Annotated in this window: 25 protein-coding genes; 18 read left to right on the plus strand and 7 right to left on the minus strand. The window is 69.3% G+C overall.

Features of this window, described 5'->3' with window-relative positions; all coding sequences use genetic code 11:
- The first annotated feature begins 198 nt into the window (after positions 1-198).
- The 7 genes from BKA02_RS11425 (at position 199) to BKA02_RS11455 (ending at position 7,757) form a co-directional block, all read left to right on the plus strand.
- Complete coding sequence (locus BKA02_RS11425) at positions 199-1,209, plus strand: TerC/Alx family metal homeostasis membrane protein (RefSeq protein WP_179434146.1); 1,011 nt, start codon at positions 199-201, stop codon at positions 1,207-1,209.
- Positions 1,210-1,356: 147 nt separating this feature from the next.
- The gene (gene leuC / locus BKA02_RS11430; RefSeq protein WP_179434148.1) at positions 1,357-2,829 is read left to right on the plus strand and encodes a 3-isopropylmalate dehydratase large subunit; all 1,473 of its coding nucleotides are present in this window, start codon (positions 1,357-1,359) and stop codon (positions 2,827-2,829) included.
- Between the two features lies 1 nt (position 2,830).
- Positions 2,831-3,427, plus strand: coding sequence for a 3-isopropylmalate dehydratase small subunit (leuD, locus tag BKA02_RS11435; protein WP_179434150.1), 597 nt, complete (start codon positions 2,831-2,833; stop codon positions 3,425-3,427).
- Positions 3,428-3,523: 96 nt separating this feature from the next.
- A complete protein-coding gene (murA, locus tag BKA02_RS11440; protein WP_179435441.1) occupies positions 3,524-4,879 on the plus strand; it encodes a UDP-N-acetylglucosamine 1-carboxyvinyltransferase in 1,356 nt (451 codons plus the stop codon).
- Entirely contained in the window at positions 4,879-5,634 is a 756-nt protein-coding gene (locus BKA02_RS11445; protein ID WP_179434152.1) for a lysophospholipid acyltransferase family protein, read from the plus strand. Before murA ends, BKA02_RS11445 begins: the two co-directional genes overlap by 1 nt.
- 10 nt (positions 5,635-5,644) lie before the next feature.
- Positions 5,645-6,775, plus strand: coding sequence for an NAD(P)H-dependent glycerol-3-phosphate dehydrogenase (locus BKA02_RS11450; RefSeq protein WP_343045400.1), 1,131 nt, complete (start codon positions 5,645-5,647; stop codon positions 6,773-6,775).
- Positions 6,675-7,757: a D-alanine--D-alanine ligase family protein gene (locus tag BKA02_RS11455; protein WP_179434154.1), complete on the plus strand. Its 1,083-nt coding sequence runs from the start codon at positions 6,675-6,677 to the stop codon at positions 7,755-7,757. Before BKA02_RS11450 ends, BKA02_RS11455 begins: the two co-directional genes overlap by 101 nt.
- Before the next feature lie 18 nt (positions 7,758-7,775).
- On the opposite strand, the gene BKA02_RS11460 is transcribed toward BKA02_RS11455, so the two are convergent.
- Entirely contained in the window at positions 7,776-8,279 is a 504-nt protein-coding gene (locus BKA02_RS11460; protein ID WP_179434156.1) for a DUF3515 family protein, read from the minus strand.
- 23 nt (positions 8,280-8,302) lie between these two features.
- On the opposite strand from BKA02_RS11460, the gene thiL reads away from it, so the two are divergent.
- Positions 8,303-9,298, plus strand: coding sequence for a thiamine-phosphate kinase (gene thiL, locus BKA02_RS11465; protein WP_179434158.1), 996 nt, complete (start codon positions 8,303-8,305; stop codon positions 9,296-9,298).
- Positions 9,299-9,300: 2 nt separating this feature from the next.
- On the opposite strand, the gene rsmD is transcribed toward thiL, so the two are convergent.
- The gene (gene rsmD, locus BKA02_RS11470; RefSeq protein WP_179434160.1) at positions 9,301-9,876 is read right to left on the minus strand and encodes a 16S rRNA (guanine(966)-N(2))-methyltransferase RsmD; all 576 of its coding nucleotides are present in this window, start codon (positions 9,874-9,876) and stop codon (positions 9,301-9,303) included.
- 68 nt (positions 9,877-9,944) lie between these two features.
- On the opposite strand from rsmD, the gene BKA02_RS11475 reads away from it, so the two are divergent.
- From BKA02_RS11475 to mutM, 6 genes are all read left to right on the plus strand, one after another.
- Complete coding sequence (locus tag BKA02_RS11475) at positions 9,945-12,146, plus strand: ATP-dependent DNA helicase RecG (RefSeq protein ID WP_179434162.1); 2,202 nt, start codon at positions 9,945-9,947, stop codon at positions 12,144-12,146.
- 73 nt (positions 12,147-12,219) lie between these two features.
- Positions 12,220-12,717 (plus strand): pantetheine-phosphate adenylyltransferase, encoded by a 498-nt coding sequence (coaD, locus tag BKA02_RS11480; protein ID WP_179434164.1) that lies wholly within the window; start codon positions 12,220-12,222, stop codon positions 12,715-12,717.
- 73 nt (positions 12,718-12,790) lie between these two features.
- On the plus strand, positions 12,791-13,339 hold the full coding sequence (locus BKA02_RS11485; protein WP_370467895.1) for a YceD family protein: 549 nt from the start codon (positions 12,791-12,793) through the stop codon (positions 13,337-13,339).
- 2 nt (positions 13,340-13,341) lie between these two features.
- A complete protein-coding gene (gene rpmF, locus BKA02_RS11490) occupies positions 13,342-13,551 on the plus strand; it encodes a 50S ribosomal protein L32 (RefSeq protein WP_050721097.1) in 210 nt (69 codons plus the stop codon).
- A gap of 16 nt (positions 13,552-13,567) precedes the next feature.
- The gene (gene rnc, locus BKA02_RS11495) at positions 13,568-14,260 is read left to right on the plus strand and encodes a ribonuclease III (protein WP_179434166.1); all 693 of its coding nucleotides are present in this window, start codon (positions 13,568-13,570) and stop codon (positions 14,258-14,260) included.
- Positions 14,253-15,197: a bifunctional DNA-formamidopyrimidine glycosylase/DNA-(apurinic or apyrimidinic site) lyase gene (gene mutM / locus BKA02_RS11500; protein WP_179434168.1), complete on the plus strand. Its 945-nt coding sequence runs from the start codon at positions 14,253-14,255 to the stop codon at positions 15,195-15,197. Before rnc ends, mutM begins: the two co-directional genes overlap by 8 nt.
- 3 nt (positions 15,198-15,200) lie before the next feature.
- On the opposite strand, the gene BKA02_RS11505 is transcribed toward mutM, so the two are convergent.
- Positions 15,201-15,866: a TetR/AcrR family transcriptional regulator gene (locus tag BKA02_RS11505; protein WP_179434170.1), complete on the minus strand. Its 666-nt coding sequence runs from the start codon at positions 15,864-15,866 to the stop codon at positions 15,201-15,203.
- Between the two features lie 97 nt (positions 15,867-15,963).
- Here BKA02_RS11505 and BKA02_RS11510 point away from each other — a divergent pair, with 97 nt between their 5' ends.
- A complete protein-coding gene (locus BKA02_RS11510; protein ID WP_179434172.1) occupies positions 15,964-17,208 on the plus strand; it encodes a M23 family metallopeptidase in 1,245 nt (414 codons plus the stop codon).
- Positions 17,209-17,224: 16 nt separating this feature from the next.
- On the opposite strand, the gene BKA02_RS11515 is transcribed toward BKA02_RS11510, so the two are convergent.
- The 4 genes from BKA02_RS11515 to BKA02_RS11530 form a co-directional block, all read right to left on the minus strand.
- On the minus strand, positions 17,225-18,544 hold the full coding sequence (locus BKA02_RS11515) for an FtsX-like permease family protein (protein WP_179434174.1): 1,320 nt from the start codon (positions 18,542-18,544) through the stop codon (positions 17,225-17,227).
- The gene (locus BKA02_RS11520; RefSeq protein ID WP_179434176.1) at positions 18,541-19,251 is read right to left on the minus strand and encodes an ABC transporter ATP-binding protein; all 711 of its coding nucleotides are present in this window, start codon (positions 19,249-19,251) and stop codon (positions 18,541-18,543) included. The genes BKA02_RS11515 and BKA02_RS11520 overlap by 4 nt, the downstream gene beginning before the upstream one ends.
- Before the next feature lie 98 nt (positions 19,252-19,349).
- The gene (locus tag BKA02_RS11525; RefSeq protein ID WP_179434178.1) at positions 19,350-20,480 is read right to left on the minus strand and encodes a GNAT family N-acetyltransferase; all 1,131 of its coding nucleotides are present in this window, start codon (positions 20,478-20,480) and stop codon (positions 19,350-19,352) included.
- 21 nt (positions 20,481-20,501) lie between these two features.
- Entirely contained in the window at positions 20,502-20,795 is a 294-nt protein-coding gene (locus BKA02_RS11530; RefSeq protein WP_179434180.1) for a hypothetical protein, read from the minus strand.
- A gap of 496 nt (positions 20,796-21,291) precedes the next feature.
- Here BKA02_RS11530 and smc point away from each other — a divergent pair, with 496 nt between their 5' ends.
- The 3 genes from smc to BKA02_RS11545 are packed head-to-tail and all read left to right on the plus strand — an operon-like array spanning position 21,292 to position 26,367.
- Positions 21,292-24,927, plus strand: coding sequence for a chromosome segregation protein SMC (gene smc, locus BKA02_RS11535; RefSeq protein WP_179434182.1), 3,636 nt, complete (start codon positions 21,292-21,294; stop codon positions 24,925-24,927).
- A 22-nt stretch (positions 24,928-24,949) separates the two neighbouring features.
- Entirely contained in the window at positions 24,950-25,825 is an 876-nt protein-coding gene (gene ftsY, locus BKA02_RS11540; protein ID WP_179434184.1) for a signal recognition particle-docking protein FtsY, read from the plus strand.
- 41 nt (positions 25,826-25,866) lie between these two features.
- Positions 25,867-26,367 (plus strand): DUF2004 domain-containing protein, encoded by a 501-nt coding sequence (locus tag BKA02_RS11545; protein WP_179434186.1) that lies wholly within the window; start codon positions 25,867-25,869, stop codon positions 26,365-26,367.
- Positions 26,368-26,379 lie beyond the last annotated feature (12 nt).

Genomic DNA, 26,379 nt, shown 5'->3' on the forward strand with positions numbered 1-26,379 from the left:
TCGTCTCAGATCGGCCGGCGACATCTTCTCGGATGACGGTCGAGCCGGTCGGATCGGCTAGCATGGCAGGGCGAGAGGGAGTATCCCGACTCACGCGTTCGTCATCACGGAGCCGTTCGGCTTCCGGGCGCGTGCCGCCTCGGCGGGGGAGAGACTTTCGGTTCTCCGCCGACCTCTCTCGAAAGGTGCCACGTCCTCGTGGAAATCCCCGTCTGGTTCGAAATCACCTCCATGGCGGTCGTCGTCGCCATCCTCATCGGCGACCTCCTGCTCATCCGGCTGCGCCCGCACATCCCCAGCGCCAAGGAGTCGACCCTGTGGGTCGTCTTCTACGTCTCGCTGGCGCTGATCTTCGCGGGGCTCCTCTGGGCGGTCTCCGGTGGGCACACCGCGGGCGACTTCATCACCGGATGGGCGCTGGAGTACAGCCTCTCCATCGACAACCTGTTCGTGTTCGTGCTCATCATGGGCCAGTTCGCGGTGCCCCGCCGTCTGCAGCAGCAGGTGCTCATGATCGGCATCATCATCGCCCTCGTGCTGCGCGGCATCTTCATCCTGCTGGGCGTCGCCGTGATCGAGCACTTCTCGCCGATCTTCTACCTCTTCGGTGCTTTCCTCATCTGGACCGCGATCCGGCAGGCCATGCCGGAAGGCGATCACGACGACGACGTGCGCCGCGAGAACTTCCTCGTGCGGCTCATCCGCCGCGGGGTCGACATCAGCGACGAGTACGACGGGAACAGGCTGCGCACGGTCGTCGACGGCAAGCGCATGTTCACCCCCATGGTGATCGTGTTCGTGGCGATCGGCGTGACCGACCTCATGTTCGCCGTCGACTCGATCCCGGCGATCTTCAGCATCACCTCGAACGGGTTCATCGTCTTCACCGCCAACGTCTTCGCTCTCATGGGGCTGCGTCAGCTGTACTTCCTGCTGGGTGGTCTGCTCGACAAGCTCCGTTACCTGCACTACGGCATCGCCGTGATCCTCGGGTTCATCGGCGTCAAGCTCATCCTGCACGCGATGAACCACAACGAGCTGGCCTTCATCAACGGCGGAAAGCCGATCGAGTGGGCGCCCGATATCAGCACGTGGGCATCTCTCGGCGTCATCGTCGTGTCGATGACGGTCGCCACGGTGGCGAGCCTGATCGCGGCGGCCAAGGACAAGCGCGCCGCCGCCCGAGACGACCCGGCTGTCCACGGGTGACCTCTGGGCCCTGCACGGCGGTGTAAACTGACCGCCATGCAGTCGGTGGCGCTCCTCCTTAGCAGCCGCGACGAGACCTCGTTCTTCTAGGCCTCCCTCGTCGCGGAGTTTCTGCGCGGGCCGCACCCGAAAACAGGAATAGGCAGCATGAGCACCGAAGCGAATACCTCTATCCGTCCGCGGACGCTGGCCGAGAAGCTCTGGGACGACCACCTGGTCGTCAAAGGCGAGAACGGCGAACCAGACCTCATCTACATCGACCTGCACCTCGTGCACGAAGTCACCAGCCCGCAGGCCTTCGACGGGCTGCGCTCCGAGGGGCGTCCGTTGCGGCGCCTCGACCTGACGATCGCCACGGAGGATCACAACACGCCCACGCTCGACATCGACAAGCCCATCGCTGATCTCACCAGCCGCACGCAGATCGAGACGCTGCGCCGCAACGCCGAGGAGTTCGGTGTGCGGCTGCACCCGCTGGGCGATGCGGAGCAGGGCATCGTGCACGTGGTCGGCCCGCAGCTGGGGCTGACGATGCCGGGGATCACGGTCGTGTGCGGCGACTCGCACACCTCGACACACGGGGCATTCGGATCGATGGCGTTCGGCATCGGCACCAGCGAGGTCGAGCACGTCATGGCCACGCAGACGCTGCCGCTGAAGCCCTTCAAGACCATGGCCATCACCGTCGAGGGCGAGTTGCGCCCCGGTGTGACGGCGAAAGACATCATCCTCGCCGTGATCGCCAAGATCGGCACCGGCGGCGGCCAGGGCTACGTGCTCGAGTACCGCGGCAGCGCCATCCGCTCCCTCTCGATGGAGGGGCGCATGACGATCTGCAACATGTCGATCGAGGCGGGCGCCCGTGCCGGCATGGTTGCCCCCGACGAGACCACCTTCGCCTACGTGCGGGGGCGCGAGCACGCACCCAAAGGTCAGGACTGGGAGGATGCGGTCGCGTACTGGAAGACGCTGCCGACCGATGAGGGCGCCGTGTTCGACGCCGAGGTCTTCATCGACGCGAACGAGCTCGAGCCGTTCGTCACCTGGGGCACGAACCCCGGCCAGGGCTCCTCGCTGTCGTCGTCGGTGCCGAATCCTGCCGAGATCGCCGACCCGAATCAGCGAGCCTCGGCCGAGCGTGCGCTGGAGTACATGGATCTGACCCCCGGCACCCCGCTCAAGGAGATCGCCGTCGACGCGGTGTTCATGGGCTCGTGCACGAACAGCCGCATCGAAGACCTCCGCGCCTTCGCGTCGATCATCAAGGGCAAGAAGAAGGCCGAGGGCGTGCGCGTCATGGTCGTCCCTGGCTCCGCGCGAGTGCGCCTGGAGGCCGAGGCCGAGGGCCTCGACAAGGTCTTCACCGAGTTCGGGGCCGAGTGGCGCTTCGCCGGATGCTCGATGTGCCTGGGTATGAACCCCGACCAGCTCGCCCCCGGCGAGCGCTGCGCATCGACCTCCAACCGCAACTTCGAGGGGCGCCAGGGCAAGGGCGGGCGCACGCACCTGGTCTCGCCGCTGGTCGCCGCGGCGACCGCCGTGCGGGGCACGTTGTCGAGCCCCGGCGATCTGGAGGCCGATGCCCTCGCCACCGCCGGCACCGAGCAGGGAGCACGCTGACATGGAGAAGTTCACCACGCACACCGGGATCGCCGCGCCGCTGAAGCGCTCCAACGTCGACACCGATCAGATCATCCCCGCCGTCTTCCTCAAGCGGGTCACGAAGACCGGGTTCGACGACGCGCTCTTCCACGCCTGGCGACAGGACCCCGACTTCGTGCTCAACCAGGAGCCCTTCCAGGGGGCCTCCGTGCTCGTCGCGGGCCCCGACTTCGGCACCGGCTCCAGCCGCGAGCACGCCGTCTGGGCACTGCGCGATTTCGGTTTCACGGTCGTGCTGAGCCCGCGCTTCGCCGACATCTTCCGCGGCAACAGCGGCAAGCAGGGCCTGCTGGCCGCGACGATCGACGAGGCCGATCTCGAGCGCATCTGGGCGCTCATCGACGAAGAGCCCGGTCGCAGCATCACCGTGGATCTCGAATCGCGCACGGCACGCATCGGCGACTTCCAGGCCGATATCGGCGTCGACGATTACACTAGGTGGCGGCTCCTCGAAGGGCTCGACGACATCGGGCTCACGCTTCGCAACGAAGACAAGATCGCGCAGTTCGAGGCGCGCCGAGAGGCGTGGCGGCCACGGACCCTGCCCGTTCACTGACGCGGCTCGCCGCCCGTGAGCCGAAGGGGGTATCCGCCCCACGTGGCTCCGGCTGCGGCCCGTGAACGAGGAGAGACCCTGGGTATGACGAGAGCGATGCAGGACGACACGATCGTCGACGCCGGAACCTCGCTGAGCGGCGACGTGCTGGCCATTCGCGGAGGGCATCCGCTGCGCGGACGCGTCGATGTCAAGGGCGCGAAGAACCTGGCGACCAAGGCCATGGTGGCTTCGCTGCTCGGCGAGACCTCCAGCGTGCTGCGCGATGTCCCCGTGCTCAGCGACGTGGCCGTGGTCCGTTCGCTGCTCGAGGTGCACGGCGTGCGCGTCTCCGAGGGCGACGAGACCGGATCGCTCGTGCTGGACCCGCGCGACGTCGAGTCGGCCCACTTCGAAGAGATCGACGCGCACGCGGGGGCCTCGCGCATCCCGATCCTGTTCTGCGGCCCGCTGCTGCACCGCCTCGGCCAGGCCTTCATCCCCGATCTCGGCGGATGCCGCATCGGCGACCGGCCCATCGACTTCCACCTCGACGCGCTGCGCAAGTTCGGCGCGATCGTCGAGAAGCTGCCCAGCGGCATCCGCCTCTCCGCCCCGGACGGGCTCAAGGGCGCGAACATCCATCTGCCGTACCCGAGCGTGGGCGCGACCGAGCAGGTGCTGCTGACGGCCGTGCGCGCCAAGGGCGAGACCGAGCTGCGCAACGCCGCCATCGAGCCCGAGATCATGGATCTCATCGCGCTGCTGCAGAAGATGGGCGCGATCATCTCCTACGAGCCGAACCGAGTGATCCTCATCGAGGGCGTCGAGACGCTGCGCGGCTACGACCACCGCTGCATCTTCGACCGCAACGAGGCCGCATCCTGGGCGAGCGCGGCCATCGCCACCGACGGCGAGATCTTCGTCGGCGGTGCGAAGCAGCAGGAGATGCTGACCTTCCTCAACGTGTTCCGCAAGGCGGGCGGCTGGTTCGACGTGCACGAGGACGGCATCCTGTTCCGCCGCGCCGGCGATCTTCAGCCCGTGATCATCGAGACGGATGTGCACCCCGGGTTCATGACCGACTGGCAGCAGCCGCTGACCGTCGCGCTGACCCAGGCGCACGGTCGCTCGATCGTGCACGAGACGGTGTACGAGAACCGGATGGGCTTCACCGACGCGCTCGTGAAGATGGGCGCCGACATCGTCGTGCACCCGCACGGGCTGCAGGACGGACCGCGTCGCGTGCCGCGTCGCGACCTCGAGCAGGCCGCCGTGATCACCGGCCCCACGCCGCTGCGCGGCGCGAAGATCGTCGTGCCCGACCTTCGGGGCGGGTACAGCCATGTGATCGCCGCGCTCACCGCCTCGGGCGAGTCGACGGTCTCGGGCGTCGACATCCTCAACCGCGGCTACGAGAAGTTCCTGGCCAAGCTCGGCGCACTCGGGGCCGACTTCGACGTTCTGGGCTGATGGCCGGCGCTTCGCAGGAGAAGACGCGCCCCAGCCTGTTCTGGCTGCTGGCCGTCGTGGTCGTGCCGATCGTGTCGTTCCTCGCGCGCGTGGAGATCCGCGGCAGGGAGAAGCTGCCTCTGAAAGGGCCGTTCGTGCTCGCGCCGAACCACTATTCGGAGTTCGATCCGCTCATCGTCGCGCTGGCCGTATGGCGGATGGGGCGTGCGCCGCGGTTCATGGCCAAGGAGAGCCTGTTCCGCATCCCCGTCGTGGGCGCCGCCCTGCGTCGTACGGGCATGATCCCGGTCGCCCGCAGCTCCTCGGCCGCGGCCGCCAAGGCCACGATGGCGCAGTCGGCGACGTTGGTGGAGCACGGGCGAGGCGTCATCGTCTACCCGGAGGGAACGCTCACGCGCGATCCCGACCTGTGGCCGATGCGCGGGAAGTCGGGCGCGGTGCGCCTCGCGCTGGCGGGGGAGATCCCGCTCATCCCCATGGTGCAGTGGGGCACCCAGAAGATCATGGGCAGATACGGCAAGAGCATCAGCTTCTGGCCGCCGCGCAAGCGCGTGCAGGTCGTCGTCGGCGACCCCGTCGATCTGTCGGACCTGCGCGGGCGCGCGGGGGAGCGCGGCGTGCTCACCGAGGCGACCGATCGTCTCATGGCGGCCATCACCGCGCTGTTGGAAGAGGTGCGCGACGAGAAGGCTCCGCCGACACGGTGGAACCCGGCCGACCACGGACAGAAGGAGACAGGTCGCCTTGACTCGTAAGACGCAACCGGTGCCCATCCCTCCGCCCGGGCCCCGCGTCGCCGTGATCGGCGCAGGAAGCTGGGGCACGACCTTCGGCAAGATCCTCGCCGACGGCGGCGCTCAGGTGGTCATGTGGGCGCGGCGCCAGGAACTCGCGCACGAGATCGACGAGGCCAAACGCAACTCCCGGTATCTGTCGGGGATCAACCTGCCGCGCACGATGGGCGCGACGCATCACCTCGCCGAGGCGCTCGACGGCGCCGAGCAGGTGTTCCTCTCGGTCCCGAGCCAATCGCTGCGCGAGAACCTCAAGGCGCTGCGGCCGCTGCTGGCCGACGTCGACGTCCCCGTGGTGAGCCTGATGAAGGGCGTTGAACGGCGCACCGGTCTGCGCATGAGCCAGGTCATCGAGCAGGAGCTGCAGTGCGATCCCGACCGGATCGCCGTGGCATCCGGACCGAACCTCGCCCTCGAGATCGCGCGCGAGCAGCCCACCGCCGCGGTGATCGCCTCCAACAGCCAGGAGACGGCGGATGCGGTGGCCCGGACGGCCCGCAACAGCTATTTCCGCACCTTCGTGAACACGGACGTGATCGGCACGGAGTTCGGCGGCGTGCTGAAGAACCTCATCGCCGTGGCGATCGGCATCGTCGACGGCGTCGGCTACGGCGAGAACACCAAGGCCTCGATCATCACCCGCGGGCTCGTGGAGATGACCGACTTCGCCGTGGCGAACGGCGCGCATCCCGAGACGCTGCAGGGGCTGGCGGGCCTCGGTGATCTCATCGCGACGTGCCAGTCGCCGCTGAGCCGGAACAACACGGCGGGCCGCCTTCTCGGTCAGGGATACAGCTACCAAGACGTGGTGAAGCAGATGCAGCAGACCGCGGAGGGCCTGGCTTCGGTCGCCCCTGTGCTGCAGCTGGCTCGCGCCGCCGGCGTGGAGATGCCGATCGTCGAGCAGGTCAAGATGGTGCTGGACGGCGCCATGGACCCGCGCGACATCGCCCCGCATCTGACCACCGACGACGACACCCCGCAGGGGGAGAGGACGCAGAATGGACAAGCAGGCGGTGGTGGTGCTCTTCGGCGGGCGCTCCAGCGAGCACTCGATCAGTTCCGCAACGGCGGGAGGGGTGCTGCAGGCGATCGACCGTGATCGCTACGACGTGATCCCGGTGGGGATCACGCGCGGGGGCGCCTTCGTGCTCGAAGACGATGACCCCGCAAAGTTCCCCCTCGATGCCGAGCACCTGCCCGAGGTCGTCGACAACGGCACCCGAGTGCACTGGCCGGAGCCCGAGGGCGAGCGCACCCTGCGCGTCGTGCGCGGCGACGGGTCGACCGTCGACCTCGGCGAGATCGACGTCGTGCTGCCGCTGCTGCACGGCACGCACGGCGAGGACGGCACTCTGCAGGGCTTCTTCGACACGCTCGAGATCGCCTACGCCGGCGGCGGAGTGCTGGATTCGGCACTGTGCATGGACAAGCACTTCATGAAGATCGCGCTCCAGGCCGCCGGCATCGCGGTCGCGCCGTGGGTGACCGTGCGACGCCGGCAGTGGGACGAGGCCGCGGATCGCGTGCGCACCGAGTCCGCCGCGCTGGGTTTTCCCCAGTTCGTCAAGCCCGCGCGTGCGGGCTCGAGCGTGGGCGTGTCGAAGGTGGAGGCGCCCGGCGAGCTGGATGCCGCGTTGGCGACGGCCTTCGCCGAAGACGACAAGGTGCTGATCGAGACGGGCATCGTCGGCCGCGAGGTCGAGGTGGCCGTGCTCGACGGCGCGGAGGGACCGCGCGCCTCGGTGCCCGGTGAGATCGTGCTCACCGATCGCGGGTTCTACGACTTCGAGGGCAAGTACCTCGGCGGCGACGGCGTGGAGGTCGTGTGCCCCGCCGAGCTCACCGAGGCCGAGGTCGCCGCGATCCAGGATGCCGGCATCCGCTCGTTCGAGGCCGTCGACGGACGCGGTCTCGCGCGCGTGGACATGTTCCTCGGCGTCGACGGCGGCATCGTCGTCAATGAGCTGAACACGATGCCCGGGTTCACCCCGATCTCGATGTTCCCGAAGTGCTGGATCGCCTCGGGGCTGAGTTACCGCGACCTCATCACCGAGCTCGTCGAGGCGGGTCTGCGGCGCTGATCAGCGTCGCCAGGGGCGTTACCCGACAGCGTCGTCGGGGACGGAGTCGGGATCGGAGCAGCGGTTCTCGGCGGGGATCGTGGTCACCGCGGCGACGAGGTTGCGGTTGGCGATCACGTCGTTGGCGCTGATCCGTGCGCTGTCGATGAACAGCTGCACGGCCGGGTCGCGGCCGTAGCTGGTGAGGGTGAGCTTCGGCATCCGGGAGTCGTCGACGAGCCAGTCGACGCCCTCCAGGGTCACGCACTGCAGCTCGCTCGTGGGCTGAGCCTTGGGCAGACCGCAACGCAGCAGCACGGCGGAGTCCTCACCGGGCGCGCCCCAGGCGGCGGTCGCCTGGGCATCGGTCCATCGGCGTTCGAGGTCGCCGATGCCCTTGACGTTGTTGAGCCGCACCGAGACGTCCGCGCAGGCGGGGTCGTTCGCGGCATCCGCGGGTTCGAGATGCACGGTCGTGCTGCAGCCGGCGAGAAGCCCCGCGGCGAGCACGAGCAGACCTGCGGAGGCGAGTCGACGGGGCATGCGTCCAGGCTACCGTTGACCCCATGGCACGACTTCCGGATCACGACCCGCGCATCGCCGACGTCTCCGAGGGCGAGCTGCTGAGGGTGATCCTCGCGCGCACGCCGCAGGCCGAGCTCGCGCAGCTCGGCCCCGGCGACGACGCCGCCGTCGTCGCGGCGCCGTCGCGATCTGTCGTGGCGACGACCGACACCCTCGTGCACGGGCCCGACTTCCGCCTCGCATGGTCGAGCGGGTACGACCTCGGCTGGAAGGCCGCGGCGGTCAACCTCGCCGATGTCGCCGCGATGGGAGCCCGGCCCACTGCTCTGCTCGTGGCCCTCGCCATCCCGCGCGACATGCCCGTGTCGTTCATCGAACGGCTCGCCGACGGCCTGCGCGAGGCCTGCGTGGCGCTGGCACCGGGATGCGCCGTGGTCGGCGGCGACCTGACCGCGTCGGATGTGCTCATGATCGCCGTGACCGCGCTCGGCGACCTGGAGGGCCGGCCCGCCGTCACCCGGTCGGGCGCGCGGGCGGGAGACGTCGTCGCCCTCGCGGGGGAGCTGGGGCAGGCATCCCGAGGCCTCGGGATGCTCTTCACCCGCTTCCGCGAGGACGGCGAGCCCGTTCCCGTGGACGAGAGCGTCCTCACCGACTCCGAGCGCACGGCCCTGGCGGCGCAGCTCCGTCCGAGCCCGCCGATCGGGCTCGGCATCGTCGCGGCGCGCGCCGGGGCGACGGCCATGATGGACGTCTCCGACGGTCTGGCGCTGGATGCGCGCCGGCTCGCCCGTGCGTCGGGCGTGAGCGTGGATCTTCACGGCGACGCTCTCGGCCCGGACCGGGCGAGCGCGCTGGGAGGCGGCGAGGACCACGGCCTGCTGGCGACGTTCCCGCGCGGATCCGTGCCCGACGGCTTCCGTGTGATCGGCGATGTCGTCGCAGCGGATGAGGCGTTCTCGATCCGGTGCGACGGACGGCCCGTCGAGGAGGACGGCTGGGATCCGTATCGCGACTGGGATGCCGCTGCCGGGTGAGCTCAGTCGGTGCCGGCGGGCCGCGCCCACCACAGCACGGTGTCGCCGTACGCGCGCTCGCGCATGGACTCGAGACCCGCGGCGCTCAGCGCCGGCGCGGAGGCGCGCCGCCCTCGTTCGATGACGACGATCGCGTCGGCCGACAGCAGCGGCGCGAGGGCGAGGAGGTCGCCGTCGACGTCGTCGGGGGAGAGGTCGTAGGGCGGGTCGATGAAGACGAGGTCATACCGGGCAGCGCCTGCCCGCCGGAGGTAGGCGCGGACGGGCGACTCGTGCACGCGGGCCGTTCCGGAGACCCCGGGGGCCTTGGCGACGTGCTGGGCGTTGCGGCGCACGATCGCCGCGGCGGGCCGTGCGCGTTCGACCAGATCGGCCGAGCGGGCGCCGCGGCTGAGCGCCTCGAGGCCGAGGGCGCCCGACCCGGCGTACAGATCGAGCACGCGTGCATCCTCGATCGCGTCGGCCGATTCGAGCCCGGAGAAGAGCGACTCCCGCACCCGATCGCTCGTGGGGCGCGTGCCCGAGCCCGGCACGTCGAGGCGCAGCCCGCCCGCCGCGCCGGAGATGATTCTCGTCACCCGCTCACCCTATGCGCTCCGATCGCGCGCGCTCCGGTCGTGTCGGCACCCGAGCCTAGACTCGTGGCATGCCCGTGAGCCTGGAGACCCCGCTCGATCTCGCGGTCGGCGCAAAGAACGCGGGCGCGCTGGAGAAGGCGTTCGGCATGACGACGACGGCCGATCTGCTCGCCCACTATCCGCGCAGGTACGCGAACCGGGGCGAGCTCACGCCCATCCTCGACCTCCCGGTCGGCGAGACGGTCACGATCGTGGCCGAGGTGATGTCGGCATCCATCCGCGACATGCGCAACCGCCGCGGCGCGATGATGGAGGTCACGATCGGCGACGGCATCGGCCGGATGTCGCTGACCTTCTTCGGCAAGCATCGCAGCCAGTTGGAATGGCGCGAGAAAGAGCTGCGCATCGGACGTCGCGGTGTCTTCTCGGGCAAGGTCGGGCGGTACAAGGGGGTCACCCAGTTCGCGCATCCGCAGTACGAGCTGTTCGATGATGAGCTCGAGGCGCGCACCAAGGCCGACACGATGGTCACCATTCCCATCCCCATCTATCCCGCCACGGCCGCATTGGCCACCTGGCAGATCCAGCGGATGGTCGAGACCGTGCTCGACGAGCTGGGAGACGTGCCTGAGCCGCTCCCGGAGACCCTTCGACGCGAGGAGGGGCTGCTGGATGCGCGCACCGCGCTCGAGCGCATCCACCGCCCGCGCACACGAGACCAGATCGCCCCCGCCGTGCGCACGCTGCGCATGCACGAGGCCCTCACGCTGCAGGCGGCGCTGCTCGAGCAGCGCCAGCGGGTGCGCTCGCTCGCGGCCGTGCGGCGGGAGGCGGCGCCGGGCGGGCTTCTGGAGCGCTTCGACGCCGCGCTGCCCTTCGCGCTCACCGACGATCAGCGCGCGGTGGGCGGGACCATCGCGGCCGACCTCGTCGCCGGGGCTCCGATGAACCGGCTCGTGCAGGGCGAAGTGGGATCGGGAAAGACGCTCGTGGCGCTGCGCGCGATGCTGCAGGTCGCCGAGTCCGGCGGTCAGGCGGCGCTCATCGCCCCCACCGAGGTGCTCGCGGCCCAGCACCTGCGCTCGATCACGGCCATGCTCGGCCCGCAGCTCGCCCCCGAGGTGATGCCCACTTTGCTGACCGGACAAATGGGCGCCGCCGCGCGTCGCAAGGCGGCGCTGCGTGTGGCCGCGGGCCAGTCCCTCATCGTGGTCGGCACCCACGCGCTCCTCGGCGAGAAGACCACGTTCGCCGACCTCGGGCTCGTCGTCGTCGACGAGCAGCATCGCTTCGGCGTCGAACAGCGCGAGGCGCTGCGGGCCAAAGGCACGAGCCCGCACGCGCTCGTGCTCACCGCGACGCCGATTCCCCGCACGGTGGCCATGACGGTGTTCGGCGACCTCGACACCTCGGTGATCCGCAGCATGCCGCCCGGGCGTGCGGGGATCGAGACGTTCGTCGCGCCGCTCGCCGATCATCCCGGCTGGTTCTCGCGGGTGTGGGAACGTGCAGCCGAAGAAGTGGAGCAGGGGCGGCAGGTGTTCGCCGTGTGCGCTGCGATCGACACCGACAAGCAGGGCGCCGTGGAGCAGGGCACGGTCGATCCCGGTGTCGAAGTCGACCCGGGCGTCGACGACGGCGAGGCTCCGACGGGACCGCGGTGGGGAGTGGTGCAGCTGCTCGCCGCGCTCGCGGTGCATCCGCGCATCGGCGGGTTGCGCGTGGCGGGACTGCACGGTCGGATGCCGGCCGACGAGAAGGACGCCGTGATGCGCTCGTTCGCACGCGGCGAGATCGATGTGCTGGTCGCCACGACGGTCATCGAGGTGGGCGTCGACGTCCCCAACGCATCGACCATGATCGTGCATGACGCCGACCGGTTCGGCGTATCGCAGCTGCACCAGCTCCGCGGCCGCGTCGGGCGCGGAAGTGTCCCAGGGCTCTGCCTGCTCGTCACCGAAGCCGAGCAGGGGACGACGGCGCGGGAGCGCGTCGAGGCGGTCGCCGCGACCCTCGACGGCTTCGTGCTCGCCGAGGTCGATCTGGAGCTGCGCGGCGAGGGCGATGTGCTCGGTGCGCAGCAGTCGGGCGCGCGCTCCTCGCTGAAGCTGCTGCGTGTCGTGAAAGACGCCGATCTGATCACGCAGGCGCGCGGGATCGCCGACGAGATCCTCAGCGCGGATCCGACGCTCGCAGAGCATCCGGGGCTTCGGGCGGCGATCGATCGTCGGCTGAGTGACGACGATCGTGCCGCCCTCGCCAAGAACTGAGGCCGGAGAAGACGCCGTGGCCGAGCCGGTAGGCTGAGCGCATGCGAGGCAGCGAGCGAGCGGGAGAGTCGAAGTGAGCAATCGGATCGCCGTCGTCCCCGGGTCTTTCGACCCGCCCACTCTCGGGCACCTCGACGTCATCCGCCGCGCGGCGTCGCTGTACGACGAGTTGCACGTGCTCGTGGTGCACAACCCCGACAAGCAGGCGATGCTGCCCGTCGCCCAGCGGCTCACGCTGCTCGAGCAGTCCATCGCCGAAGGCGGTGTGGACGGCAAGGTGATCGTCGGGTCGTGGAGCATGGGCCTGCTCGTCGATTACGCGCGTGACGTGGATGCGAGCGTGCTGGTCAAGGGCATCCGCTCGCAGGTCGACGTCGCGTACGAGTCACCCATGGCGATCGTGAACCGCCACCTCGCCGACATCGAGACCGTGTTCCTGCTGCCTGATCCGGCGCACGCGCTGGTCTCCAGCTCGCTCGTGCGGCAGGTCGCCGCCCTCGGCGGAGACGTGGAGCCGTTCGTGCCACCCGCGGTCGCCCGGTTCCTCGACACAGGGGCACGGGGCATCTGACCCGGAGCCGATAGCCACCGCTGTCCGCTCCTTCGCAGGCGGCGGCCGGTAGACTGGATCGGTGAAAACCCGACTGAACGGACCTTTCGTCATCCCGGTCCACGACATCGTGCGCCATCCCGGCGAGATGCGCGAGCACGAGCTCACCGTCTCGCTGAAGGAGCGCTGGGGCGAGGGGCTGGTGTCGATCGAAGAGGGCACCGACGTCGTTCTCGATGTGCGAGTGGAATCGGTGCACGAGGGCATCCTCGTCTCGGGAGAGGCCGCCACGACCCTGCGAGGGGAGTGCGGACGGTGCTTGGATCCGATCGAGGAGCCTGTCGAAGTCGAGTTTCAGGAGCTTTTCGCCTATCCTGGAGAGGAAGCGAACGACTTCGAGGTTCAAGACGACCACGTGGATCTTGAAACTCTGGTCAGGGACGCCACAGTTTTGGCGCTCCCGTTTCAACCGGTGTGTCAGCCCGATTGCCTTGGTCTCGATCCCGAGACCGGTGAGCGGATGACCGAGAGCACCGAGAAGGAGCAGGTCGCTCCCATCGATCCTCGATGGAGTGCGCTCCAGAAGATCACAGACCAAGGGAATGCGGCGGACCGCTCTCCCGAGAACACAGAAGGCAGCTGAACATGGCCGGTAACCCCCCGAAGCGCAAGGTCTCCCGTTCCAACACCCGCTCGCGTCGCGCGCAGTGGAAGGCGGAGGCTCCTGCCCTCGTCAAGACCGTCGAGAACGGCAAGGTCGTCTACAGCCGTCCGCACCAGGCGAAGGTCGTCACCGACTCGCAGGGTACGGAGCTGTTCCTGGAGTACAAGGGCCGCAAGGTCGCCGACGTCTGAGCGCGATCGCACGATCGTGGCAGACGAATCCGCGAAGCCTCGGCCTCTCGGTGAGAAGCTCGGAGTCGATATCGACTCCGAGCTTCTTGCGCTGGCTCTCACCCATCGCTCCTACGCCTACGAGCACGGCGGTATCCCGCACAACGAGCGCCTCGAGTTCCTCGGCGACTCGGTGCTCGGCCAGGCGGTGACCGTCATGCTCTACACGACGCTTCCCGACCTCGACGAGGGCGCGCTCGCCAAGCGCCGCGCCAGCGTCGTCTCCACGGTCGCGCTGGCCGAGGTGGCCCGTTCGATCGGGCTCGGCGAGCACGTGCTGCTGGGCCGCGGCGAGGAGCAGACCGGTGGTCGCGACAAGGATTCGATCCTCGCCGACACCACCGAGGCGGTGATCGGCGCGACGTATCTCTCCGCCGGGCCCGACGCGGCGACCGCGCTCGTGCTGCGGCTGATCGAGCCGTTGCTGGCCGATCCCGACCGCTACGGTGCGGCCGTCGACCCGAAGACGAGCCTGCAGGAGATCGCCGCGCGCATCGGCGCGACCCCGCCGCAGTATTCGGTCGAGTCGACCGGGCCGGATCACGACCGCCGCTTCACAGCGACCGTCGTCGTCGGCGATGTGACCGAAGTCGGCGAGGGCACGAGCAAGAAGACCGCCGAGATGGCCGCCGCACTGTCCGCGTGGCGCGTGCTCGACGCGCGTGCCTGAGCTCCCCGAGGTCGAGGTCGTCCGCGCGGGGCTCGCCCCGGCGCTCACCGGTTCGCGCATCCTCGCCGTCGACGTGCTCGATGAGCGCGCACTCAGCCGGCATCCGGGTGGTGCCGCCGACTTCGCTGCCCGCCTCGCGGGCGCCGGCGTGCGCGAGGTCGCGCGACGCGGCAAGTTCCTCTGGATGCCGTTGTCCGGTGAGTTCGGCGAGGCCGGTGAGACCGCGGAGGGGGAGCAGCGCGCCGTCGTCGGGCATCTGGGGATGAGCGGGCAGTTGCTGCTGCGCAGACCCGAGGCGCCGACGCAGCGGCACGAGCGCATCCGGCTCTTTGTCGCGCATCCGGATCACGGGGAGATCGCCGTCGTCTTCGTCGACCAGCGCACCTTCGGGTCGCTCGCCATCGACGTGCTCGTGCCCACGGTCGACGGCACGGCCGCGGGCTGGGGCACCGACCACGCCCTCGTGCCGTCGCAGGTCGCGCACATCGCCCGTGATCCACTCGATCCGGCCTTCGACGATGCGGGGTTCCGCGGGGCGCTGAGCCGGCGTCGCAGCGCGATCAAACGCGCACTGCTGGACCAGACGCTCGTCAGCGGCATCGGAAACATCTATGCGGACGAGGCGCTGTGGGCGGCGCGCATCCATCCCGAGACCTCGGCGCACGCCCTGTCGGCGGCCGCTGTGCGCCGTCTGCTCGCCGAGGTGCGAGCCGTGCTGCACAAGGCCCTCGCCGAGGGCGGCACGAGCTTCGACGCGCAGTACGTGAATGTCAACGGCGAGGCGGGCTACTTCGCCCACTCGCTCAACGCCTATGGGCGGGGCGGGCAGCCCTGCCCACGCTGTGGCCGACCGATATGCCGGGAGGCGTTCATGAACCGCTCCTCGCACTTCTGCCCGCACTGTCAGCGCAGTCGCGGAGCGCGCCCGGAGAGGTAGTCGTCACGGGCGTGTCGCGTCGCCGGAGCGGTTTCTGTGCATGGCGTTGTGGAAGGCCTCGGCCTCGACCGTGCCGCCACCCGTCAGCGGCGTGGGGCTCGGCGCCTGGAGCCCGTCGAGCAGGATGCCGTGGAGGCGATCCAGGAGCACGGTGCTGATCGGGGGCGGGAACGCACCGAGCGACGCGATCGCAAGGGGCGTGAGGGCGAGATCGTAGCCGGTGACGTCGGTGCGGAGCATGCCCTCCTCCTTCGCTCTCGCAGTGAGTTGTTCGATGGGGGCGACCCAGCGTTCGCCGGGGCGGTGAGCGGGATCGATCTCCATCATGCGCACCATCACGGGCAAGAGGATCGGGCTATCGCGGACGATGGCGATGGTGCCGGTGATCGCGGTACCCAGCTGTTCCCACCCGCTGGCCGTGTCGTGAATCGATGCGAACAGCTCGTCGAAGCGGGCGGCGAACCGGTCGTACAGGGCGCGGATCAGGTCGGCACCGGTGGGGAAGCGGCGGTAGAAGGTCGCCGGGCTGACCCCTGCGCGACGGGCCAGCTCGTTGAGCGGTGCATCGATCGTCCGTTCGGCGAAGTACGTCTCCGCTGCTGCGAGGATCTTCTCCCGGCTCTCCGCGACTTCGCGTCTCTCAGCGCGTTGACGTGCGTGGCCCGACATGAATCCAGGCTAGCGCGTCCACGCTTATCTGAAGTATATTGTTCGGATAACGTGGCAATTCTCGATCCCGTCGACGAGCGAGGACGTTCAGCGAATCATGCTCAGTGCACACTCACGCAGGCAGGTCCTCGTGCCGCTTGCCTTCCTGACGTTCGGCGCCATGCTCGTCTTCAGCGGATGCGCCCCCGACGGTCCCGCTCCCTCGGCGTCGGCGACAGCCGGGCCACAGGGTTCGGCGGCCGCCGACGAGGAGATCTTCACACCGCTGGTCGGCTCCGTGCTCGCGCCTCCGCTCGTCGTGGCAGGGACGGATGGGCTCGACCATGTCGCCTACGAACTGTTTCTGACGAACACGATCGGACAGGCGGTGACGATCGATGGGCTCTCCGTGGTCGGCGACGGTGCGGAACTGAGCAAGCTCGAGGGCGATGAGCTGTTGTCGTGGATCCGCATCCTGGGCTCGCCGGACCCGGGCCGGGTGCTGGTACCGGGGCAGAGCGCGACGGTGATCCTCGATGTGGCGATGGCCGAGGGAGTGACGGTTCCCCCGCAGCTGGAGCACGTCATCGAGTTCTCGCCGGCGGAGGCGATGCCGCCGATGATCACCGCTCACATGACGCAGACCATCATCGATGTCGGCGTCGATGAGTCGGAGCCCATTGTGATCGGTTCTCCGGTGAGCGGTGCGGGATGGCTCGACGGGAACGGATGCTGCGAAGCATCCGCGCATCGGAGCGCGATCAATCCTGTCAACGGCGCTCTGCATGCGCCGGAGCGGTTCGCGATCGATTTCGTGCAGCTGGATGAGGAGTCCCGCATCTTCGACGGCCCGATCGACGATCTTCAGAGCTACGCGTTCTACGGCGCGGAGATCCTCGCGGTCGGAGACGGACCCATCGTCTCGATGAAGTGGGATCTGCCCGATGAGAAGCCGGGAGCGCATCCGGTCGGCCTCGAACTGGGCGAGTACGGAGGCAACCACGTCGTGCAGAAGATCGGCGAGGGTCAGTACGCGTTCTACGCGCACCTGCAGGGAGCGAATCCGAAGAAGCTCGCCGTCGGCCAGGAGATGTCCCGCGGAGACGTGCTGGGATACCTCGGCAACTCCGGAAACACCGACATGCCGCATCTGCACTTCCACGTGATGGATTCTCCGCTGCCGCTCGCATCCAACGGGCTGCCGTTCGTGTTCGATTCGCTCACGCTCGCCGGCACGGTCGGGGATCAGGATCTGGATGTCTGCATGACGGAACCGCGACCGTGCACGATCGGCGGCCCAGGACCTGTCGGTCTGAAGAGCGTCATGCCGATTCAGCAGGACGTGATCGACCTCGCCGGGTGAGCGCGCCGCGGTCGCGTCAGCCCGCGAAGGCCGGGGCCAGCATTGCGCGGGTGGCGCGGGTCGCGAGCCACACGATCGCGATGCCGCCGGCGAGCACGAGCGCGATCGTCAGCAAGGACATCGGATCGACGATGAGCGCGATGCCCAGCAGCGGGAAGATCACGGCCACCGCGCACAGTGCCGAGCCCAGCGCGGTGATCAGCAACGGCGACATGATCGACCGGCGCCGGGCCGCGTCGACGGTGCTCATCGGCACGCCGAGGTCGTGCAGGCTGCGGTGCAGCTCACGCTGATCGAGGACCTCGGATGCCTGGGACACGCCGACCGACGAGGCGACCAGGAGGAACGACGCGACGAGGGTGATGATGAGACCGGTGCGCATGTCGGCGAGAAGCGTCAGCCCCGCGGCGTCGGCGCCCTCGGCGCTCATGGCATTCATCAGGGCGACACCGGTACCGGCGAACACGGCGACGAAGCTCGTCATCGCGACACCGGATACCTGTCGCCACGCGGCCTTCGAGTCATCCAGCACCAGGCGTGCTGCGAGCAGCCGATCGGGCGTCCGCGCACGGCGCACCTGACGACGGGAGAGCACCGACAGAGCCCATGGGCCTACGAGATTGAGCACGAGCAGCACGCAGGCGAACATCGCGGCGACCACGGCCACCATGACGACGACCTCGCGGAACGCGCTCACCTGCTGCATGACGACGACCGCGCAGACGATGACGGCGGCGGCGATGACGGCGCGAGCCCCCTTCATCCGCGGTGGGGCGGTGCGCATCCGCACGCCGAGCGGGGAGATCACCACGCGACGCAGGCCGAGCACGGCGCTCAGCGTGGCCAGCAGCAGCGTGGCCAGCGCGATCACCGCGATCCAGAGCGGGGAGAGGACGACGGCACTGGTCCCCAGCACGTGATCGCGGAAGGGAATGAGCCCGACGGCGGGCGAGATGGCGAGGTGGATCACGATGCCGACGACGATCCCGGCGGCCGCGATCAGCGTCGACTCGAGGATCGTGAGTCCCGCAACACCCGCGGGTGTGACGCCCAGCAGCCGCAGCGTCGAGAGGCGCTCATCGCGCCGCCGTGCCGACAGGCGTGCCGCACCGGCGCCGAGAGTGCCCAGAGGCACGACAAGCAGCACGAGGGCGATCGCGGCGAGCACCGGATAGGTGACGTCGCCGCCGTCGGCCCAGCCCCAGAACGACTGCGCACCGCCGACGACGGTGAGGATCAGCGCGCTCACGATCGCGAACGCGATCATCGGGATCACCAGCGTCGCGCCCTGCCCGCGTGAGGGGCGTAGCAGCATCCGCATGGTCGAGGCGTTCATGCGCGGGCCTCCTCGAGGATCGCACCGTCGCGCATCGACAGCACGCGGCTGCAGCGCGCAGCCACCTGAGGGTCGTGCGTCACGACGACCAGCGAGCGGCCCTGACCGGTCGTGGACCGCAGCAGAGCATCCATGACCTCACCGGATGTCGTGGAGTCCAGGGCGCCGGTGGGCTCGTCGGCGAAGACGACGTCGGCCCAGGTGACCTGGGCGCGGGCGATGGCCACACGCTGCGCCTGCCCGCCGGACAGCTCGCCGATACGGCGATCCTCCATGCCGGTGAGCCCCAGCGAGGCGAGCCATCCGGCTGCGCGCTGCGTGGCCTCGGTGCGCGAGACGCCGGTGATCATGGCGGCCAGCGCCACGTTCTCGATGGCGGTGAGCTCGGGGATCAGCAGTCCTTGCTGGAACACGAAGCCGAAGTGCTCGCGGCGCAGCGTCGAGCGGGCTGTCTCGGATCCGGCGGACACGTCGATCGCCGCGCCCGCGGAAGGTCGGAAGGTCACAGTGCCCGCATCCGGCACGATGATGCCGGAGAGCGCATGCAGAAGCGTCGTCTTGCCCGACCCGGATGCGCCCATGATCGCCAGTGACTCGCTGCGCTTCAGTGTGACGTCGACACCGGCGAGCGCGCGCGTACTGTCGAAGCTCTTGGTCAGTCCGCTCGCGAGGAGGACGGGGTCGGGAGATGTGGCGGAAGCATTCATGATCCCAGCCTCGTCATCGGGCGCTCCGATGTCGTCGGCCCGCAGAGTGAGGATCGGCGCGGCGCCTCATCCGCAAGGATGATCCTCACCCCGGCGAGTCACGACAGCAGTTTCTTCCACGCGCCCTCGTAGCCGATGGGGGCGAATCCGATCGCCTCGTTGATGCTGAGCATCGGGCGGTTCTCCTCCGCGTTGTAGGTGACCACGCGTGCGGACTCGGGGAAGCGCTCGTGCCAGCGCAGCAGCCCGGCGCACTTCACGAGCATGCCCAGCCGGTGACCGCGGTGCTCCTTGAGTACCAGAGTGTCGAACTGGTGAGAGCTGTCTGACGGGCGGTCGATACTGATGGCGAGCTCGTTGAACGCGCACAGCTCGCCGGTCTCGATGTGCTGCGCCGCCGTCACCTGCACGGTGAAGCCCTTGGCGGCTTGACGCTCCTCCATCTCGGCGACGCGGGCGGCATCCCACATCTCTTCGGGCATGCCCATCTCGGCGTCGGGGACGTCGGTCGACATGCGCGACTTCAGCCATGCGAAGCCATCGATGTGCTCGGGAGGGGTGGGCCACATCCACTGCACGATGCGATAGTCGCCCGCGTGCTCCTGCGCGCCGTCCCGGTGTGTGCGCAGCAGCCGTTCCGCGTCGGCGGTCCAGAAGAATGCGCTGACGCGTTCGATCTGTTCGAGGCCGAACCCCGTCTGCTGCAGGAATCGTGCGGAGTGGTCCAGAGGAATGGAGCCGAAGCCGGTCGGTGCCTCCAGACGCCCGTCGGAGCGACCGGTCGACCGGTGCTCGGCCCAGCCGAGGAGCTTGGTCACGCCGACTGCGCGCAGCTGCTGCTCGACCTGCGCGAGCGCGGTGGTGCCGATGCCGTGGCCGGAGTGCGCCGCGAGCACCGCGATCGTGAGGATGGCGGTCTCGCCGCCGGAGTCTCCGAGGATGTCGACCGCGACGCATCCGATGAGCTCGTCATCGCGTTCGATGTACCAGTGCTGCTTCCGGGTCGTACGCGATGAACGGAGCACGGGGAGGAGTTCGTCCGCGGTGAGAGCGTCGTCGGTGCGCCCGGTGGACTCCAGGATCGACGCGTTACGGACGTCGGCGTAGGCGCGCAGCAGAGCGGACGGCGCCGCGTCCGCCCGTGCGGGAAGCACGAGGGGACGCAGCGTCGCGCCGGCGGCGAGCAGAACCGGCTCGGCCGCGGCGATGGTGTCGATGTCGTTCGTCATGTCGTCTCCGTTCGATGCGCGTCAGCGCAGGGTGGTGAGTGGCGAGGCGTAGCGCAGCCGCTGCGCCTCGTACTCGGCGAGCAGGCGCTCGCGTTCGGTGTCGCGATGGTGCCGGGCGGCCAGATCGGCGTTGTCCCTGGCATGCCGCAGAAGTCGCAGCGCCAGGCGCAGCGAGAGCCGCTCGGCGAGGGAGAGCCGGCGCAGGTCTTCGTCGCGCGGCAGCTCTATGGACAGGGGACGGGTGCCCTCGGGGGGTTGCGAGAGGGCGAGATGCTTCCAGGAGTTCTCCTGGCGAGCGGGGAGCGTCGTGTTCACGATGTCTCTTTCGGTGGGGCGTGGCGTGCAGACGGATGTCTGACGCGGGGATGCCCGACCGCTCCGTCGACGACGAGGCGGAAGGCGTAGGAGGATGATGATCCGGAGCGGATCGAGAGGCGCGGACACCGGTCAGAGACGACGGCGATGCGCGGGTGTCACGGATGCCGAAGTCGGCGGAGCGGACACATCCGGTGGGAGCGTCGAGACGGACGCGGAACCGGGACGGGGAGCGGTGCTGCTACGCGACCGCGGGGCGGAGTCCGCCGACGGAAGCGACCGCGGACGCGCTGATCCCCGAGAATGGGGTGAAATCGATGCGAATCATCATGGCGGTGCCTCCTTTCCGGTGCCGTACGGTCAGTCACGCTAGCGAAGCGCGGGAGGGCGCGTCAAGCGAAACGCCGGAAACTGCCGTGACAGCGTGCCAGACGCGTCATCGCCGAGCCGTCGGATACCGTGGGAGCGTGATCCGACGCGGACCGATGGCGTGCGCATGCACCTGAAGAGCCTGACCCTCAAGGGGTTCAAGTCGTTCGCGCAGCCCACCGCTTTCGCGTTCGAGCCCGGCGTGACTTGCATCGTCGGCCCGAACGGCTCGGGCAAGTCCAACGTCGTCGACGGCCTGGCCTGGGTGATGGGCGAGCAGGGGGCGAAGACCCTTCGCGGCGGGAAGATGGAAGACGTCATCTTCGCCGGCACGTCGACGCGCGGCCCGCTCGGTCGTGCTGAGGTGCAACTGACGATCGACAATGCCGACGGCGCACTGCCGATCGAATACGCCGAGGTGACGATCAGCCGCACGCTGTTCCGCAACGGTTCCAGCGAGTACGCCATCAATGGCGAGAACTGCCGGCTGCTCGACGTGCAGGAGCTGCTGAGCGATTCGGGGCTCGGCCGCGAGATGCATGTGATCGTCGGTCAGGGCCGGCTCGACACGGTGCTGCAGGCCTCGCCCGAAGACCGCCGCGGGTTCATCGAAGAGGCCGCCGGCATCCTCAAGCATCGCCGCCGCAAGGAGAAGACCCTTCGCAAGCTCGACGCGATGGAGAGCAACCTCACCCGGCTCAGCGACCTCGCCGGTGAGATCCGCCGGCAGCTGAAGCCGCTCGGCAAGCAGGCCGAGATCGCGCGCGAGGCGCAGACCATCGCCGCCGTGGTGCGGGATGCGAAAGCCCGGCTCTTCGCCGACGACGTCGTGGCGCTCCGCGCCGCGCTGGCCGACCACACGCGCAACGAACGCGAACGCCACACCGAACGGATCGTGCTCAGCGAACAGGCCGATCAGATCCGCGCCGAGATCGCGCGACTCGAGGATGCGCAGAACTCCGCCGCCGTCGACGAGGCACGCCGCGTCGCCTTCGGGCTCGAGCAGGTGCAGGAGCGGATGCGCGGGCTCTACACGCTGGCGAACCAGCGTCTCGCGCTGCTGGGCACCGACGAGGACGATGCCGCCTCCGCGGTGACCGTCACCCAGGGCATCATCGATGAGGCCCGCGCGGAGTCGGACGGCATCGCCGCAGGTATCGGCGCCGCGCAGGACGCCGCCGAGGAGGCCGCGCGCGACGTGATGCGCGCGCGAGCCGAACTCGACGCGCTCGACGTCGACATCGCCGAGCAGAGCGCGCTCGTCTCGGCTCACGACATGCGACTGACCACGCTGCGCGGCCAGGCCGATGCCGCGGCGTCGGCGCTCGCCGCCGTGCGCGGTGCGGTGCTGCGGCAGCAGAACGCACTCGACGCGGCGCATGCACGACGCCGCGAGGCCGCCGAGGCGCGCGAGCAGATCGAAGAGGGCGAGGCGCCGCAAGGCACCGCGGCAGAGCACACCGAGGCGTACGAGCGCGCGCAGGCCGGGGCGACGGCCGCGGAGAGCGCGCTGGAGGCGCTGCGCGAGAAGCTGCACGCCGTGGAGCGAGAGGCCGAGGCGCTGACGGCGAAGGCCGCAGCGCTCAGCAGCGCCATCGCCGTGAGCGGGGGAGCGGCCGAGATCGCGGCAGGAGGCGGTTCCGGCATCCGGGGGCTCGTCGGCGATGCCGTGCAGGTGAAGGCCGGCTTCGAGGCCGCCATTGCCGCCGTGCTCGGCCCTCTCGCCGAGGGTGTTCTCGTCGACGATGTCGCCGCGGCCTTCGCCGTGGCCGGAGCCCATGACGACGTCGGCACCTATGACATCGTCATCGCCGAGTCGGAGGCGGGCATCGCGTCCGCGATCGCCGACCTCGACGTTCCCGGTGCGACTCCCGCCATCGACGTCGTCACCGCCCCGGCCGGGGTCATCGGGGTGCTCGCGCACGTGCTCGTCGTCGACAACCTCGACGGTGCGCGGCGCGCCCGTGCCGCCGCCGGCGCCCTGGACGGGCCGATGCCGACGATCGTCACCCGTGCGGGCGATGTGCTCGCGGCGCACACCCTGCGCACGGGTTCCGGGGGAGAGCGCTCCCGCCTGGAGCTCGTCGCCGAGCGCGACGCCGCGGTGGAGCGTCGAGATGCCCTTCGGCTCGACGTCGAGCGGATGCGCGCTGAGCGCGAGGACGCCGTCGAGGGCGTGGAGAGGGCCAGGCTCGCCGCCCGGGAAGCGCTGCGCACGCTGCGCGAACACGACGCCGCCTTGGCCGCGCACACCGAGCAGGTGAACCGGGTCACTCTGGGTCACGAGTCTGCGATCGCCGAGTGCGAGCGGCTCGAAGCGGGCCTGGCGCAGTCCCAGGCCGCCGTCGCCGAAGCCGAGGCGAAGGCGGAGGCGGCCAGAGCCGAACTCGATGAGACTTTGGAGCTGCCGCGGCCGATCCTCGACGCCTCCGCGCGCGACGGGCTCCTGGACGCGCTGGAGGCCGCGCGGGAGGCCGAGGTCGACGCTCGTCTGGGCGTGGAGACGCTGCGGGAGCGCGTGCGGGCCGCGCAATCGCGTGTGGCGAGCCTGGAGCGACAACGCGAGAAGGAGAAGGACGCCGCGGCCGAAGCGGCTCGCCGCGCCATCATCCGTCGTGCGCAGCGCGAAGCGGCAGGGGCCGTGGCGGAAGAGCTGCCCCGCGTGCTCGACTCGATCGCCGGTTCGGTGACCGAGGCGCGTGTGGTGCTCACGGATGCGGAAGCCGCGCGGACCGCGCAGAACGAGGAGCTCACGGCACTGCGCGGCAAGGAGAGCTCGATCCGTGAAAGGCTGGCCGGTCTCACCGAGAGCGTGCACGGGCTGGAGCTGCAGATCCACGAGAAGAAGCTGCATCTGACGAGCCTGCTCGAACGGGTGAGCTCGGAGCTTGCGCTCGACGAAGACATTCTCGTTTCGGAATATGGTCCCGATCAGCTCGTTCCGCGTGATCCGGCGATTGATGCCGATCGTGAGGAGTCCGTGGCCGAGGATTCCGTGGCCGAGGAGTCCGGAGAGGATTCCGCCCAGGACGACGCCTCGGACGACGAGGTCGTCGCGGGCATCCCGTACGACCGGCGCATCCAGGAGCGGCGCTTGCGAGAGGCCGAGCGCAAGCTCGCCCAGCTCGGCCGCGTCAACCCGCTGGCTCTGGAGGAGTTTGCGGCGCTCGAACAGCGGCACGCGTTCCTCACGGAACAATTGGCCGACCTCACCAAGACCCGGCAGGATCTGCTGACGATCATCGCCGATCTCGACGAGCGGATGCAGACGATCTTCGCCGACGCCTTCGAAGATACGAAGCAGGCCTTCTCCGAGGTGTTCCCGCTGCTGTTCCCCGGTGGCGCGGGCAGCATCTCGCTCACCGACCCCGACGACCTCCTCAACACGGGTATCGAGGTCGCGGTGCGGCCCGTGGGCAAGAAGATCGAACGGCTCTCGCTCCTGTCCGGAGGGGAGCGCTCGCTGGCGGCGGTGGCGCTGCTCGTGGCGATCTTCAAGGCCAGGCCCAGCCCGTTCTACATCCTCGACGAGGTCGAAGCGGCACTCGACGACGCGAACCTCGGTCGTCTGCTGACCGTGTTCGAGCAACTCCGTGAGAGTAGCCAGCTGCTGATCATCACGCATCAGAAGCGCACGATGGAGATCGCCGACGCCCTCTACGGCGTCTCGATGCGCCAGGACGGCGTCTCCGCCGTGGTGGGCCAGCGCGTCGGAGACCGCGCTTCCCGCGACGCCGCGCGTGCCGACGGCGACGCGGCCTGAACTGCCCGCTTAGGCTGGAGGCATGGCGGAGAAGTCCTGGTCCCTCACCCGCGCGCTGCGCGGCATGTTCGTCAAGCCCACGATCGACGAGACGACCTGGGACGACCTGGAGACCGCGCTCATCACCGCCGACTTCGGCCCGGACATCACCGAGCGCATCGTCGACGAGCTCCGCGAGAAGGTCGAGCGGTTCCGCACCACCGATCCCGCCGATCTGCAGCGGATGCTGCGCGAGACGCTCGAGGAGCACTTCGCCGCGTTCGACACCACGCTGAAGCTGACCGAGCGCCCCGCGGTGGTGCTCGTCGTCGGGGTCAACGGCGTCGGGAAGACCACCACGATCGGCAAGTTCGCCAAGTTCCTGCGCGGCTACGGCCGCAGCGTCGTGGTCGGCGCCGCAGACACCTTCCGCGCCGCCGCCGTCGACCAGCTCGCCACCTGGGCCGAGCGCGGCGGAGCGAGCATCGTGCGGCCCCAGCACGAGGGGCAGGATCCGGCGTCGGTCGCCTTCCAGACCATCGAGCACGCCAAGAGCACGGGCACAGAGATCGTGATCGTCGACACGGCAGGGCGGCTGCACACCAAGGGCGGGCTCATGGACGAGCTCACGAAGATCCGGCGCGTGATCGAGAAGCAGGCGCCGATCAGTGAGGTACTGCTCGTGCTCGATGCGACGACGGGGCAGAACGGCGTCATGCAGGCCGAGGCATTCCTCGAGCACGCGGGGGTGACGGGACTCGTCATCACCAAGCTCGACGGATCGGCCAAGGGCGGCTTCGTGCTGGCCGTGCAGGAGCGCACCGGCATCCCCGTCAAACTGCTCGGTCAGGGTGAGGGGATCGACGATCTCACCGGCTTCACGCCCCATGTCTTCGTGCAGGCACTCATCGATGGCTGAGAGGACTACCGCCTGGTCAGCAGGACTGGTTTCATAGCGGTATGGCGATCGAACACGACTTCTTCGGACTGCTGTCCTCGGGACCGGACGGGTCGATCTTCTGGTCGGAGACCGTGGAGTTCGGCGACCAGGCGGTGACGGTCGATCTGACCGCCCCCGACCAGGACGACGTGTCCTCTGCCGCGCTCGACATCGCCGCGGCGCTCATCGCCGGGATCGAGGACATCGACCGCAAGGCGCGCGAGGCGATGCTGTCGGAGACCGACTCGCGCACGAGCGAGGTCACCGAGTTCGTGCTGCAGCAGCAGGAGGAGCACGGCGACGACCTCGAAGACCTGCTCGTCGACGTCAGCGGCGACACAGCGGTGGACATCACGCGTTCGCTGCGTCTCATGAGCATGACGATCCTCGCCGACGAGCACGGCGGAAGCGAGCCGTTCGCGGTGCTGGAGTACGCCCTCGACCCCGACGCCACCGACGACGTGCTGCTCGTGAACTTCGGCTCCGACGGCGGCGTGCTCTCGGTCATGAGCGCAGACTGAGCCCGCCCGCTC

It is taken from the genome of Microbacterium pseudoresistens (assembly GCF_013409745.1).
GTDB classification, from domain to species: Bacteria; Actinomycetota; Actinomycetes; order Actinomycetales; family Microbacteriaceae; genus Microbacterium; species Microbacterium pseudoresistens.